We start from the raw sequence: 14,181 nt of genomic DNA, 5'->3' as shown, positions 1-14,181 counted from the left end.
CCCTCCGTGCAAGAAAAAACTCAAAAAAATGAACCAAAGTGTTCACATCCCTGATCAACCGGCTTCATAAACAGCATCCAAAAGATTCACCTTGCCCGTTTTAGATTGATTAAACAAATAAATGATGTATATTTTCATTATACAAACTATTAGGTACTATTATTCAATCCATAAGATGAAGTAATATCCACAGTCAACTAATAGCCCGGGCATGTGTTTTTTACCAGGTGCTTATTATGCCGGCTACCAATAAGCACCTCGAAAAAAAAGCAAGGAGGAATACTGATGTCCAACAAACCTGCTGCTGTCAGCGGTGGCTGGTCAGACCTGTATAAAAAGGAAGACTGGTGGGCGGTCTGGCTTGGTGTGGGTATAGTAATTGCGGCCATATTATTGTGGCTCTCTGGTAGTTCTATTTCACTTTTAGCCGTAAAAATTCCGCAATGGGCGGAATTTAGCACAGTTTCATCTTACCTGGGGGATAACCTGGGTTCGCTGGTTTTATTATTTATAGTCTTTACAGCAATATTTTCTCTGGCTGTAAAAATTCTTGGTCACAAGCTTAGCGAGTTTTTACCCGGTTTTTTGATTATCTTTATCATGGCTGTCCTGGTCTCTATTTTCGGTTCCTGGGAATGGGCCAAAAAATACAATCTGGAAGCCCCGCTGGTAGCACTTGGCTTGGGCTTAATCATCGGCAACCTGATGCCGATTCCCAAGTGGTTCGAAGCAGCTCTAAGAACTGAATTTTACGTTAAGGTTGGTATTGTTTTACTGGGCGCCACGCTGCCTTTTACCAAGATTATTGAAGCAGGTCCGGTAGCCTTTACCCAGGCGACTGTCATCGCCGTCACTACATTCATGTCCATATACTGGGCCGGTACCAAGTTATTCGGCCTGGATAGAAGGTTCGCAGCGACCCTGGGCGCCGGTGGTTCAATCTGCGGCGTGTCTGCATCCATCGCCATCGGTGGCGCGGTAAAAGCTGAAAAGCAACATGTTTCAGTTGCCATTACAATGGTTATTGTTTGGGCCATTATCATGATTTATGCCTTACCCATTTTTATTAGCGTCTTCGGCATCCCGGCCGGCCCTGCCGGCGCCTGGATCGGAACTTCCGAATTTGCCGATGCCGCCGGAATGGCTGCAGCCGCTGCCATCGGCGATCAGGCTATTACCACCTTCACCCTGATGAAGGTTGTGGGCCGTGATATGTTTGTCGGCATTTGGTGCTTCTTGCTCGCCTTAATTTCCATTACCAAATGGGAAAAGCGGGAAGACGGAACCAAACCCGACGCGGCTGAAATTTGGTACAGGTTCCCGAAGTTCGTTATTGGTTTTTTCGTAGCTTCCGCAATTGTTACTTTAATTATAGCCGGCGCTGACCCGGAAACATCCAAGGCCATAACCTCGGATGTAATCAAGCCGGTTAAAACTCTAAGGACCTGGGCCTTTATCTTCTGTTTCCTGGCCATCGGTTTGACCACTCGTTTCAGAGAGTTGACATCGGTAGGTTGGAAACCGTTCGCTGCCTTTACAACCGGTGTGCTGGTCAATGTTCCGCTGGGGTATATCTTCTCCATCATAATTCTGGGCGGTTACTGGATGGCTGTTGCAGCCAAGTAACCGGTTAATCTCACAAAAAAGCCAAAAAGGGGACAGGCATCTTTTTTCAAAAAACGAAAAAAGCAGCCTGTCCCCTTTTTGGTATACTTTCCTTAACAATTAATAAGTTTCCCCGTGCGTACTTTTAACCGCACAGGGACCCTTTTTTATAACACACCCCACTTACGTTCATATTCCACTTTTAAAATAAATTCATCATCGTTGAAACCATGTTCCTTGAGCAGCTTAATAGCATCATTAAAGTCCCAAGAAGCAGTTTCCATTAAGACTTTATCCCTTTTACCGGTGACTGCCCATTTGTCATGCGCGGACAATAGTATATCCATCATTTGAGATATCCTATCCATACGCCAGGATAAAAACTCACCCAACTTTTTTATGTCCCCGGGTTTAACGGTGGATTTAATTACACTGTTCAAAGGAGGTTCTTCCCCGGGTTGCCACTCCCTTTTTTCAAAAAAATCAAAAATAAACTTTACCTTTTGAATGCAGGCTAGATTGTTGGGATCCATCACACTCACCTTTTCTTTGATTTTTATACCTGGTATGGCTGGCATGTTAGCTCATTAATTCTTTAAAATTAAGATGTAAGTATTGTTAGGTATTATCCTTTTCCAGCAGTCCGACAATGTCAAAGCAACCTTCCTTTTCCGCCAAAGTAGATGCGGTTTCGCCATCGTTATTTTTTGCATTGACGATAGCGCCGTGGTCAATCAATAACCGCACAGTTTCCTTATTGTCCCCCATGGCCGCGTACATTAGAGCTGTAAAACCGTTTGCGTTCTTTTGGTTGATATCAGCGCCATGTTTTATCATTGTGCGCACAATCTCAGTTCTCCCCGTGGCCGCCGCAAACATTAAAGCTGTCCAACCCTGGTTGCCCTGTATATCCAAAGCCGCGCCATGTTCCAGGAGAACCTGCACTATCCCGGCATGTCCTTTATACGCCGCCCACATCAAAGCTGTGTTACCGTCTTTATTCCTGGCGTTCACTTCCGCTCCGTCCCTGAGCAATTTTTCAACTTCACCGGAGTTTCCTTCCATAGCTGCTTTAATCAAAGGGTCCATCTTGGCTTGTCCCGTGCATGAAACAAGCGTGATTATTGTTAAAACCATCAAAAACATTAATTTCCAGCGGTTGAGCATAATTACCACCATTTATTGCTTTGTTTAATTATATACTTACCAGGAGGCATTTGTAAAACCGGTTGGACTGAGAAGCAATGGATCTTTAAAAACTTTAGCTATTTTTTGTGGCATAATAATCATTAGCATAACTGTTACTCTGAAAGGAGTCACCAATGACCGGGCATATTCTATACATCACCGACGGCTCATATTCCGCTCGCATGGCCGGGCTGCAAGCCATCCAAATAGCCTTATCCCGGCAAACCGCTCTACAGGCCTTATTTATCATTGACGAAAGCTGGCGCGACATCCTCGGCGATGAATGGATGAGCAACTCTTTGACCAGAATGCAGTTCTACCGCTGGTTCGAAACAAGTGTGCAAAAATACGCAGATGAAATATTAATTGAATTTGCCAACCGGGCCCGGCAGCAAGGGGTTATAGTAGAAACTGCCATAAAAACCGGCCGCTTTGAAAAAGTGGTTTTAACTATTGTAAGTCAAACCCAACCCGCCTTGCTCGTCCTACCCAACCCCCACGCCACCGGCCCTGCCGCCGCCTGCGGGTTGAAGTTCAACCTGCACCGTTTGACCAAAAAAATACCCTGCCCCGTTCTGACCGGCCCCAATACTACAGAAAGTAATAGTTATAACCTCTAAAAAATTTTTTTCACATGTCAAAATTGCATGAAAACTTATTGATTTTTTACAATACTTTAATTATGATAGGTAGTAATAATAATATTTTATCAATATTTATAATATTAACTTATTAGTTATGGTGGTTTTCAATAAGAATTGTTTATGGGCAGGTGATTGCTTATCAAGTTACAGGATGTTAAACGCATATTGGACGCCGAAATAATTACCGGCGCGGATATGTTGGACATTGAAGTCAGTTCCGGCTTCGGGTGCGACCTGATCAGCGATTCACTGTGTTTTTCCAGGCCGGAATGCCTGTTGATCACCGGGCTTACCAATATACAAATCGTTCGCGTGGCGGACATGATCGAGGCCAGAGCGATACTGTTCGTGCGGGGAAAAAAGCCCGGCAAGGAAATTATCCAGTTAGCTGAAGGAAAAAAAATACCACTTTTGGTAACCAAACGTTTTCTCTTTGAAAGCTGCGGCCTGTTGTACCAGCACGGTTTACAAAGTTCATGACACCAATGGAGCGTGATTAATTTTGCAAATGCAGTTCGAGGTACAGGGCATGGACTTCAACCGGGCCGGGGAAGCCGCTGCTAAAATCAAAAAAGCGCTGCAAATGGTGGGTATGGAAGTGCATACCGTCAGAAGGGCGGTTATCGTGGCTTACGAAGCGGAATTAAACATTGTTATTCATGCCCGGCGGGGCACCCTGACCGCACATGTATACCCGGATCGGGTGGAAATAGAGGCCCTGGACGAAGGCCCGGGCATACCCGATATTACCCTGGCCATGCAGGAAGGGTATTCCACCGCGCCCCCCCATATCCGGGAAATGGGTTTTGGGGCGGGAATGGGCCTGCCCAACATAAACCGTTGTTCCGATAAATTGCAAATTGATTCAGCGGTAAACAAAGGCACCCATGTGAAATCGATAATATTCAATCAAGCAAGTGGTGAATAAAGTGCAAAAATACTTCCATTCGGTGACGTTGGACGGAGAAAAATGCAAAGGCTGCACCAATTGCATCAAACATTGCCCCACGGAGGCCATCCGGGTGCGCGAGGGTCAGGCCAGGATTATTGAAGAACGCTGCATTGACTGCGGCGAGTGCATCCGCATCTGTCCCAACCGCGCCAAGCTGGCCATCACCGATCCCCTGGCAACCCTGGCCAATTTCAAATATACCATTGCCCTGCCCGCACCTTCCCTGTACGCTCAGTTCGGGCCCGGGGTAATGCCCCACCATATCCTCGGGGCGCTCCTGGACCTGGGGTTTGATACTTACTTTGAAGTGGCCGTGGGGGCCGAAGCCGTATCCATGCACCTGCGCGAGTATTTGGGCCGGCAGTGCCCCAGGCCCGCGATTTCCTCGGCCTGCCCCGCGGTAATCAGGTTGATGCAGGTTAAATTCCCCGGGCTTTTGGAACATATCGTACCCATGGAAACCCCCATGGAAGTGGCCGCCCGCATGGCCCGGGAAAGGGCCGCCCGCGACCACGGCCTCAAAGACGAAGAAATAGGCATTTTCTTTATTACCCCCTGCCCGGCCAAGGTCACTGCCGTAAAGCAGCCCTTCGGCGAGCGCTCATATGTTGACGGGGCCATATCCATGTCCGCGATATACGGTGAAATACTGGGCCGGCTGGAGTCCCCCACCACCAGGCTTTTATCCAGCATTTCGCCGGCCCGGGGCGTGGGCTGGGGTAAAACCGGGGGTGAAAACCACGCCATCAAGGAGCATTCCCTGCTGGCGGTAGACGGCATCCATAATGTGATCAATGTGCTGGAGGAAATCGAACGGGGCGGGCTGCGGGACATCGACTACGTGGAGGCGCAGGCTTGCACCGGCGGGTGTATCGGCGGCCCTCTGGTGCCCCAGAACCCGTTTGTTTCCCGGGTACGCATGGAAAGTCTGTTAAAAAAGCTGGCCGGTCGGGAGCAGCAATTACCGGAAATCCCTACCGATCCCGGCTACTACCGGCTGAAAAGCCCCATAGCACCGCGCCCTACCTTAAAGCTCAGCAATGACATCCAAAAGGCCATCAGTATGCTGGAAGAGGTGGAAAGGATCACCGCCGAACTGCCTGGTTTGGATTGCGGCTCCTGCGGCTCACCCAGTTGCCGGGCTCTGGCGGAGGATATTGTGCGAGGTTATGCGGAGACCTCTTTTTGCGTTTTTAAACTACGGGAAAAACTACAGCTTCTGGCCAGGGAAATTGTCGACCTGGCCCATATGCGGCCGCCGGCCATGGGCCGGGAAACGGTAAATGGCACCGAGGAGGGACAAAAATGAACCTTTGGAGTAAAATTATCCAGTCGTTGCAATTAACTTTGCTGACCGATCCCCAAACCCTACAGCGGGACATCCGGGGCGCTTATTGCGGGGATCTGTTAAGCGATGTCCTGGCCCATGCCTCCCCCGGTGATCTTTGGATTACCATCCACCGCCACCGCAACATTGTGGCGGTGGCCTCCCTCGTAAATCTTTCCGGCATTGTGATCACAGGCGGCCGCACACCCGAAACCGATACCCTGGAAACCGCTGAAAAAGAGGGGCTGGCGCTTTTTTTTACACCGCTGAACAATTTTCAGGCCTGTGGACGCATTTATGCTTTATTATCTGATTATTCAATAATGTAAAACTTGCCTCAAAAATTATGACACGTATACAGATTGCGCCGGCATTCGCCAATAATAGCCGCAAAACAATAATCTGCAAGTATCTTAGTAACCGGCGGTTTCATATCAAACATACTACAAAAACTACAAAAGGAGGTTGACGACATGTCAAATGGCTGTGCATGCCATACCCAGTTGGAACCGGAACAACTAAACGAGGTAGGAAGAATAATGGAACCCTACCGGGGGCAGCCCGGCAGTTTAATCCAGGTGCTGCACAAGGCGCAAAACGCGGTGGGATACTTGCCCCGGGAAGTGCAGGTAATGGTGTCCGAAGGGCTTAACGTGCCGCTCACCAGGGTCTACGGTGTGGTATCCTTCTATTCCTTTTTTACCACCAAGCCCAAGGGCAAACACAAAATCTGCGTCTGTGCCGGTACGGCTTGTTACGTTCGCGGAGCCAACCAACTGCTCAATCAACTGGAAAAGGATTATCACATCGGGCCCGGGGACACCAGCGATGACGGGCAGTTCTCCCTGGACGTGGTCCGGTGTGTGGGAGCCTGCGGCCTGGGCCCGGTGATGACAGTGGACGATGATGTTTACGGGCGGGTACATACCGATAAATTATCCAGTATTTTAGAAAAATATGCCAAGGAGTGATCCGCGTGGAGGACCTATCCCAGCATATCCTGGATATTGCCTTTAATTCCCTGGAAGCCGGCGCCACCGATTTAACCATCACTGTCAGGGAAGACACTGTCGCCAATATCCTGGCATTCGGGGTGCTGGATAACGGCCGCGGTATTACCCAAAATGATATCCCCAAAATCACGGACCCCTTTTTTACTACCAAGAAACACAAACGCGTAGGTCTGGGCGTCCCCCTGCTTCAGGAAGCCGTGCAAAGATGCGGAGGCAACCTGGAGATCAAGGCGCTGCCCCGCAAAGGAACTTCCGTCACGGCTGTTTTTCCGCATGACCACCTGGACCGCGCCCCGCTCGGAGACATTACCGGCACTTTGATCGCCCTTATAACAGGCCGGCAGCCCGTAAACCTCACCTATCGCCACAAGTACAACAACAGAAATTTTCTTTTCAATACCAGGAAGTTGTGTATCCACCTGGGGGCTATCCCCCTGCAGACACCGGAAGTGCTGGTATGGTTGCAAAACTACCTGGATGAAAACATTGCAAATTTAAGGAGGGAAACCAATGAAGAGCTTGGCCGAACTGGATAAACTGCGGGAGAAACTACGGCAGGAAATGAATGTCCGGGAAAAAGATCACGACGTCACCGTAACGGTGAGCATGGGCACCTGCGGTATTGCGGCCGGCGCCCGGGAAATCGTCAAAGCCCTGCTGGAAGAAATGAAAGAACAGGGCTTGAGCAGGGTGGCCCTGACCCAAACCAGCTGCGCCGGCCTCTGCCAGCACGAGCCGCTGGTGGAAGTAAACCGGGGCAACGAAAAGATTACCTATATCAATGTGGACCGGGATAAAGCCCGGGAAATAGTCAAAAAGCACCTGGTGGCCGGTCAAGTGATCAAGGAATGGACCACGCCGGAAAGAAGTTAGAAAATTCAACTAACAGCAAAAAGCAAGGAGGCTAAGGTAATGGAAATGTACAGGTCCCACGTGCTGGTTTGCGCCGGGGCGGGCTGCATATCCTCGGCCTGCAAATCGGTGCAAAGCGCACTGCTGGAACACATTGAAGAAAACGGTTTGACCGGCGAGGTCAAAGTGGTGGAAACCGGCTGCATGGGCCCCTGCGACCTGGGTCCGGTAGTAATGGTCTTTCCGGACGGAGTTTTTTACCGCCGGTTGAAACCCGAAGACGCCGCCGAAATTGTCAGCGAGCACCTGCTAAAAGGAAAAGTGGTTACCCGGCTGCTGCACCGGCCCGCCGGCAACGACAAGCAGGTGGCCGGTTTTGACCAGTTGGACTTCTTTAAAAAGCAAACCCGCATCGCGCTGCGCAATACCGGCGTGATAAACCCGGAATCCGTGGAGGAATATATCGCCCGAGACGGTTACCGCGCGCTGGGCAAGGCTCTGTCGCAAATGACCCCCGCCGAGGTGGTTGAAGCCATCAAGGAATCGGGCCTGCGGGGCCGCGGCGGCGCGGGTTTCCCCACCGGATTGAAATGGGAATTCACCGCCCGGGCCCCCGGACATCCCAAGTACGTAGTCTGCAACGCCGATGAAGGCGATCCCGGCGCTTTTATGGACCGCAGCATTTTGGAAGGCGACCCCCACTCGGTTCTGGAAGCCATGGCCATCTGCGGGTATGCCATTGGAGCCAACAGGGGCTACATATATGTCCGGGCTGAGTACCCCCTGGCGGTGGACAGGCTGGAAATCGCCATCGGCAAAGCCCGGGAGTACGGATTATTGGGCGATAATATCTTCGGTACGGACTTTGGCTTTGATATTGAAATCAGGGTGGGCGCCGGGGCCTTCGTATGCGGCGAAGAAACCGCACTCCTGGCCTCCATCGAGGGCAAGCGCGGCGAACCGCGCCCCAAACCGCCTTTCCCGGCCCAGGCAGGCCTGTGGGGCAAACCAACGGTGATCAATAACGTGGAAACCTTGGCCAACATCCCCCCCGTTATCCTGAACGGTCCCCGGTGGTTTGCCGGCATTGGCACCGAGAAAAGCAAGGGTACCAAGGTGTTTGCCCTGGCCGGCAAAGTAAACAACACCGGCCTGGTGGAAGTGCCCATGGGTACCACCTTGCGGGAGATAATTTTCGACATTGGCGGAGGCATCCCCGCAGGTAAGAAGTTCAAGGCCGTTCAAACCGGGGGGCCTTCCGGCGGGTGCATACCCGAGGACTACCTGGATACCCCGGTGGATTATGAATCGCTGACCAAGCTGGGCACCATCATGGGCTCCGGCGGGATGATCATTGTGGATGAAGAAACTTGTATGGTGGACCTGGCCAAGTTTTTTCTGGAATTTGTCCAGGAGGAATCCTGCGGCAAGTGCGCCCCCTGCCGCATCGGCACCAAGCGCATGCTGGAGATTTTGGAACGCATCACCGCGGGCAACGGTCGGAATGGAGATATTGAATTGCTGGAAGAACTGAGTGCGGGCATTAAAAACTCCGCCCTGTGCGGGCTGGGCCAGACCGCACCCAACCCCGTGCTGAGCACCCTGCGCTATTTCCGTGACGAATACGAAGCACACATCAGAGATAAAAAGTGCCCGGCGGGCGCCTGCCAGGCCCTGTTGACTTATTACATCAACGCCAAATCCTGCCAGGGATGCGGCCTGTGCAGCAAAGTATGCCCGGCCGAAGCCATTATAGGGGAAAAGAAAAAGCCCCATGTGATTGACACCGATAAATGTATCAAGTGCGGCACATGTAAGCAGAAATGTAAATTTGACGCTATTATAACCGTTTAATTAATAAATGGAGGAATATGTATGTCATTGATAAATTTAACCATAGACGGCGTCCAGGTACAGGCGGTGCCGGGCACCTCCGTGCTGGAGGCCGCCGGGCAAGCCGGCATTAAAATTCCCACCCTTTGCTACCTGAAAGAAATCAACGAAATCGGGTCCTGCCGCATTTGCCTGGTGGAAGTGGAGGGCGCCCGGACTTTACAGGCTTCTTGCGTAACCCCGGTAACCGAAGGCATGGTGGTACGCACCAACACGCCCGAGGTACGCCAAGCCCGTAAACTAAACCTGGAGTTAATCATGTCAAACCACCCGCAGGAGTGCCTGATCTGCCCCCGCAGCACCAACTGCGAACTGCAGCAACTGGCCGCGGAACTGGGCATCAGCGAATTGCGCTTTACCGGTGCCATGTCGCCCTACGAGCCCGACTTTTCCAGCCCTTCGCTGGTCCGCGACCCCCGCAAGTGCATTCTCTGCCGGCGCTGCGTAAGCGTCTGCGAAAACGTGCAGCAGGTCAGTGCCATCGCCCCCCAGGAACGGGGCTTCGATACCGTCGTGGCTCCGGCGTTCCTGGAACCCCTGGGCAATGCGGCCTGTGTAAATTGCGGGCAGTGCGCCCTGGTTTGCCCCACGGCGGCCATTCACGAAAAAGATCAGACCGGCGAGGTGTGGGCCGCCCTGGCGGACCCGGAAAAACACGTGGTGGTGCAGACCGCTCCCGCCGTAAGGGTAAGCATCGGCGAGATGTTTGGCGCGGAACCGGGCCGGGTGGCCACCGGCCAACTGGTGGCGGCATTGCGTAAGCTGGGCTTTGACCGGGTTTTCGACACCGACTTCACCGCCGACCTGACTATCATGGAAGAAGGCAGTGAATTAATAAAACGCCTGCAGGAAGGCGGCACATTGCCGCTCATTACCTCCTGCAGCCCCGGCTGGATCAAGTTTATCGAACACTTTTACCCGGACCTGCTGCCGCACCTTTCCACCTGCAAGTCGCCCCAGCAAATGTTCGGAGCCCTGGCCAAGACCTATTACGCCCAAAAAGCCGGTATTGACCCGTCCAATATATTCGTGGTTTCCATCATGCCCTGCACGGCCAAAAAATTTGAGGCGGGCCGGGAGGAAATGAACGGCAGCGGCCACCGGGACGTGGACGTGGCCCTGACCACCCGGGAACTGGGTAAGATGCTCAAAGAGGCCGGCATTGACTTCAACTCTCTGGCGGAAGAAGAGTATGACAGCCCCCTGGGCATTTCCACCGGTGCCGGGGTAATCTTCGGTTCCACCGGCGGCGTTATGGAGGCTGCGCTGCGCACCGCATACGAACTGGTCACCGGGGAAACCTTACCTGACCTGGAATTCCATGCCGTGCGGGGACTGGAAGGGGTCAAGGAAACCTCCGTGAACCTGAACGGCACCACCTTGAATGTGGCCGTGGCCCACGGTCTGGCCAACGCCAGGGAAATTTTGGAGCGGGTATCCGGTGGGCAGGAATATCACTTCATTGAAATAATGTGTTGTCCCGGCGGGTGCATCGGCGGCGGCGGCCAGCCCATTCCCACCGACAGGGAAATTCGCGCCAGGAGAGCGGCGGGCATTTACGACGCCGACCGGGCCATGCCCCTGCGCAAATCCCATGAAAACCCGGCCGTTCAGGCCCTGTACAAGGAATTTCTGGGCGAACCCCTGGGACACAAGTCACATGAGCTGCTGCACACCCACTACCTGGCACGCCAAAAATATTAGTATTTCACTTATATACAACAACTGAACAGGGTGGATATAAGTTATCACTTCCATCCACCCTGCTTAATTCTTCTTTGCCAGGTACTTTATAATGTATTCTCTGAATTTATAAATATCCTTCAGATCTTCATGAAGAATCTGAAATACTCTTTCTTTATCAATTTCCCAGTATCCATGCACAAGTTTATTGCGAAACTTGGCCATATGCACAAGTCTGCCGGCAAAAGACTCCGGCATTACTCCCAGTTTACCCAGTTTTATGAAAATATCGGCATAATTACAAGGGGCGGCTAACTCCGGAGCATCCTGGTTTAAGGATAAAACACGTCCCCCTATATTCAAACAACTTTCAATAGATAACTGTAAATACCGTTCTGTTGCTCCCTGAATAGTAATATCAGACAAATAATCCTCTTTTGCAACTTTAGTAAATGATTCCAAATAACTTAAATATTTATCTAAGAGTTTAATGTGCTCCAGTATTCTTGTATCCATAGTCTTATCCACCCAAACCCAAACGCTTCATATATTCTTTAAAAAACTCATTCCTGATGGGAGCAAAATCAAGATACTCCATTAACACCCTGGTTTCAAAATCGGCTCGCCTTTCATGGTTTGTGCAGAATATAATCTTTCTTTCTTTTATCGCTTCATACTGGATATGCAGCGGGGCATCATTCAGGACTACCAGATCAACTTCTTCCGTATGCAAAGCTTCCATGGCATTAATTAATACTCTCGTTTCCAGTTCTGATTTTACCGGTGGCACAAAAAGAATGCCTATATCAACATCACTTAACGGCTTGAATTCATTGCGGGCACAGGAGCCGAATAAATAGACGGCTATAACATCGGAGGCATGTTTTTCCAGTTTTATCTTAAACCTATCCAACCCGGCAGCAAAATCGGTAAAATCTATTGGTCGCCTGTGAATCAAAAATACCACCTTCTAAGGCCGTTTCCAATATTATAAACCATAATTTTACATTAAACAACGTTATGAAGTGAAAGTCTAGTTTCGAAATAAAGGCAAATCATTTACAAACCGCTGCATCATTTCTTCATCGGCAATAAAAGAACGAAAGGCCTTGGCAGCCAGGCTTTCCTTGTCAGGGCGGTTCCAGGCCAGGTACAGGTCATAACTCAAGTTTACACCGGGAACGCTGACCTCACCCAGTCCGCCTTTTTCCAACAGTTCACCCGCCGCCCAGCGGGATACTACGCTGATACCCAACCCGAGGCGCACGGCGTTGATCGCCGCCTGCGCGCTGCCCAGTTCCAGAACGCTGGAAAACTGATCCAGGGTAACGTTATGTTTTAATAATTGCTGCTCCAGGGCTTGCCTGCTGCCGGAGCCCACTTCCCGCACGATAATGGATTCATTGGTCAGGGCCGCCAGGGGAACTTCCTCCCCTTTAAGCGGATGCCACGGGGGAGTGACCACCACCATATGGTCCGTAAGCCAGGGCTCGCATTCCACCCCTTCCGCCTTAACGGGATACCCGACAATGCCCATTTCCACTTCCCGCTCTTTCAGCCACCGGGCCACTTTGACGCTACCACCTATCTGCAGGCTGACGGTAACCCCCGGGTATTGCTCCCTGAAGCCGCCAATGGCCAGCGGCAGCAGGCATTCCCCCGCCACCGGAACAGCGCCCAGCATCAGGTGCCCGGCCTTGACTTCCCGCAAGTCGTCTATCCCGGCTTTAATTTTGTTATACTGGCGGATCATCTGCATGGCGATGGGATAGAGCAGCCGGCCCGCCTCGGTCAACACCACTTTTTTTTCGGTACGCTCAAAAAGCGTGATATTGAGTTCCTCTTCCAGTGATTTTATCTGCAGGCTCACCGCCGGTTGGCTCATGTCCAGCTGCGCGGCCGCCCTGGTAAAGTTTCTGAGCTGGGCTATCAACAAAAAAGCCTCTAATTGTTTTATATTCAATCACATCACCACTTAAGCAGTCGTTTTATGAGTATATTTCTACACTTGCAACCCTAATCCTTTCAAACCATATTTTACGCATAGCGCCTGTACGAAATTAAGTTGGTTGATTCAACAATATTTTACAGTATAATATATATAATTACCTTATAAGTTAATACATGGCAGCTAAGAAAAAGCAAACTTATTGAAATATGAGGACGCAAAGCCACGGGCCTAATGCATTACTGCAACGACATGACGGGTTGCCGAAGGCACATGCATAACGGAGCAAAAGCTTATCCTGTGTTTACATGTAGGATAATCTTTTATTTTGAAACCCAATGTTTATTTTGGTAATACCATTGAAAGAAGGGTTTTCATTTTGAATACAGAAACCATTGTTTCAAAAATTAAAAGCGGTGATGTTCAGGCACTTAGATTCGTTTATGAACTATTTTACAGGCCTGTTTACCAGGCTGCTTATTATATCACCAATGACACGGGCCTTGCCGAAGATGCTGTCCATGAAGTCTTTCTTAAGATTAAACACAAAATAGAGCAGCTTGAAGACCCCTCCAAATTGGAAGCCTGGCTATGCCGTATGGCTGTGAACACTGCTCGGGACATTATCCGACATCGTTCAAGGAACACTCTTTATATGGAGCCCCGGAGTATTTATTCAGACAACCAGCTATTATCCCCGGATACTATCCTACTCATAGAAGAAGATAAACAAGTGATTAAGCAAAAAATTAATAGCCTTCAACCGGAGTACCGGCAAATACTATATCTAAAATATTACCGAGATATGTCCTGCGAAGAGATTAGCACAGCCCTGGATTTGCCGGTGGGAACCGTCAAGTCCCGCCTTTTTCACGCCAGACAGAAAATCAGAAAATTGACAGAGTCCGAAGGCAATTTCCCACATCACAATACTGTGAAGATTAACCCGGAAGAGGCGAAATAACCATGAAACAATATTCTAAATCAGAATTGGATAAGGTGGTCAAAGAAACTGTACGCGAGACAGTTGATTCAATTACCCCTCCCCCGCTGGAAGAATCGTGGGCAAGGTTTGA

Annotated in this window: 17 protein-coding genes and 1 riboswitch; of the genes, 12 read left to right on the top strand and 5 right to left on the bottom strand. The window is 50.4% G+C overall.

The window, feature by feature from the left end:
* The first annotated feature begins 285 nt into the window (after nucleotides 1-285).
* Nucleotides 286-1,626, top strand: coding sequence for a YeiH family protein (locus tag BM299_RS14845; protein ID WP_092486061.1), 1,341 nt, complete (start codon nucleotides 286-288; stop codon nucleotides 1,624-1,626).
* Nucleotides 1,627-1,772: 146 nt separating this feature from the next.
* On the opposite strand, the gene BM299_RS14840 is transcribed toward BM299_RS14845, so the two are convergent.
* On the bottom strand, nucleotides 1,773-2,045 hold the full coding sequence (locus tag BM299_RS14840) for a hypothetical protein (protein WP_245779803.1): 273 nt from the start codon (nucleotides 2,043-2,045) through the stop codon (nucleotides 1,773-1,775).
* Between the two features lie 178 nt (nucleotides 2,046-2,223).
* On the bottom strand, nucleotides 2,224-2,772 hold the full coding sequence (locus tag BM299_RS14835; protein ID WP_165608358.1) for an ankyrin repeat domain-containing protein: 549 nt from the start codon (nucleotides 2,770-2,772) through the stop codon (nucleotides 2,224-2,226).
* A gap of 155 nt (nucleotides 2,773-2,927) precedes the next feature.
* Here BM299_RS14835 and BM299_RS14830 point away from each other — a divergent pair, with 155 nt between their 5' ends.
* From BM299_RS14830 to BM299_RS14785, 10 genes are all read left to right on the top strand, one after another.
* Nucleotides 2,928-3,413, top strand: coding sequence for a universal stress protein (locus tag BM299_RS14830; RefSeq protein ID WP_092486052.1), 486 nt, complete (start codon nucleotides 2,928-2,930; stop codon nucleotides 3,411-3,413).
* Nucleotides 3,414-3,569: 156 nt separating this feature from the next.
* Complete coding sequence (locus tag BM299_RS14825; RefSeq protein ID WP_245779802.1) at nucleotides 3,570-3,917, top strand: DRTGG domain-containing protein; 348 nt, start codon at nucleotides 3,570-3,572, stop codon at nucleotides 3,915-3,917.
* Nucleotides 3,918-3,945: 28 nt separating this feature from the next.
* Nucleotides 3,946-4,365 carry an ATP-binding protein gene (locus tag BM299_RS14820; protein WP_092486154.1) on the top strand — a complete coding sequence of 140 codons (420 nt, stop codon included), beginning with the start codon at nucleotides 3,946-3,948 and terminating at the stop codon, nucleotides 4,363-4,365.
* Nucleotide 4,366: 1 nt separating this feature from the next.
* Entirely contained in the window at nucleotides 4,367-5,698 is a 1,332-nt protein-coding gene (locus BM299_RS14815) for a [Fe-Fe] hydrogenase large subunit C-terminal domain-containing protein (RefSeq protein WP_092486049.1), read from the top strand.
* Nucleotides 5,695-6,045: a DRTGG domain-containing protein gene (locus tag BM299_RS14810; RefSeq protein ID WP_092486046.1), complete on the top strand. Its 351-nt coding sequence runs from the start codon at nucleotides 5,695-5,697 to the stop codon at nucleotides 6,043-6,045. Before BM299_RS14815 ends, BM299_RS14810 begins: the two co-directional genes overlap by 4 nt.
* A gap of 144 nt (nucleotides 6,046-6,189) precedes the next feature.
* Nucleotides 6,190-6,687 (top strand): NADH-quinone oxidoreductase subunit NuoE family protein, encoded by a 498-nt coding sequence (locus BM299_RS14805; protein ID WP_092486043.1) that lies wholly within the window; start codon nucleotides 6,190-6,192, stop codon nucleotides 6,685-6,687.
* A gap of 5 nt (nucleotides 6,688-6,692) precedes the next feature.
* Nucleotides 6,693-7,265, top strand: coding sequence for an ATP-binding protein (locus BM299_RS14800; RefSeq protein ID WP_092486040.1), 573 nt, complete (start codon nucleotides 6,693-6,695; stop codon nucleotides 7,263-7,265).
* Nucleotides 7,240-7,602 carry a (2Fe-2S) ferredoxin domain-containing protein gene (locus BM299_RS14795; RefSeq protein WP_092486036.1) on the top strand — a complete coding sequence of 121 codons (363 nt, stop codon included), beginning with the start codon at nucleotides 7,240-7,242 and terminating at the stop codon, nucleotides 7,600-7,602. The genes BM299_RS14800 and BM299_RS14795 overlap by 26 nt, the downstream gene beginning before the upstream one ends.
* Nucleotides 7,603-7,641: 39 nt before the next feature.
* Nucleotides 7,642-9,435, top strand: a complete 1,794-nt coding sequence (nuoF, locus tag BM299_RS14790; protein WP_092486033.1) for an NADH-quinone oxidoreductase subunit NuoF — start codon at nucleotides 7,642-7,644, stop codon at nucleotides 9,433-9,435.
* 21 nt (nucleotides 9,436-9,456) lie between these two features.
* Complete coding sequence (locus BM299_RS14785; RefSeq protein WP_092486030.1) at nucleotides 9,457-11,178, top strand: NADH-dependent [FeFe] hydrogenase, group A6; 1,722 nt, start codon at nucleotides 9,457-9,459, stop codon at nucleotides 11,176-11,178.
* A 63-nt stretch (nucleotides 11,179-11,241) separates the two neighbouring features.
* On the opposite strand, the gene hepT is transcribed toward BM299_RS14785, so the two are convergent.
* The 3 genes from hepT to BM299_RS14770 all read right to left on the bottom strand — a co-directional run bounded on the left by hepT (nucleotide 11,242) and on the right by BM299_RS14770 (nucleotide 13,120).
* On the bottom strand, nucleotides 11,242-11,673 hold the full coding sequence (gene hepT / locus BM299_RS14780) for a type VII toxin-antitoxin system HepT family RNase toxin (protein WP_092486027.1): 432 nt from the start codon (nucleotides 11,671-11,673) through the stop codon (nucleotides 11,242-11,244).
* A gap of 4 nt (nucleotides 11,674-11,677) precedes the next feature.
* A complete protein-coding gene (gene mntA / locus BM299_RS14775) occupies nucleotides 11,678-12,115 on the bottom strand; it encodes a type VII toxin-antitoxin system MntA family adenylyltransferase antitoxin (protein ID WP_165608357.1) in 438 nt (145 codons plus the stop codon).
* A gap of 75 nt (nucleotides 12,116-12,190) precedes the next feature.
* Nucleotides 12,191-13,120 carry a selenium metabolism-associated LysR family transcriptional regulator gene (locus BM299_RS14770; RefSeq protein ID WP_092486021.1) on the bottom strand — a complete coding sequence of 310 codons (930 nt, stop codon included), beginning with the start codon at nucleotides 13,118-13,120 and terminating at the stop codon, nucleotides 12,191-12,193.
* A gap of 167 nt (nucleotides 13,121-13,287) precedes the next feature.
* Nucleotides 13,288-13,373, top strand: a riboswitch (cyclic di-GMP riboswitch).
* Between the two features lie 111 nt (nucleotides 13,374-13,484).
* Here BM299_RS14770 and BM299_RS14765 point away from each other — a divergent pair.
* Nucleotides 13,485-14,069, top strand: coding sequence for an RNA polymerase sigma factor (locus BM299_RS14765; RefSeq protein ID WP_092486151.1), 585 nt, complete (start codon nucleotides 13,485-13,487; stop codon nucleotides 14,067-14,069).
* Nucleotides 14,070-14,181 lie beyond the last annotated feature (112 nt).

This window comes from Desulfoscipio geothermicus DSM 3669 (assembly GCF_900115975.1).
GTDB classification, from domain to species: domain Bacteria; phylum Bacillota; class Desulfotomaculia; order Desulfotomaculales; family Desulfallaceae; genus Desulfoscipio; species Desulfoscipio geothermicus.
The sequence above is the reverse complement of the archived record's forward strand: the minus strand, read 5'-3'. Positions and strand labels throughout refer to the sequence as shown.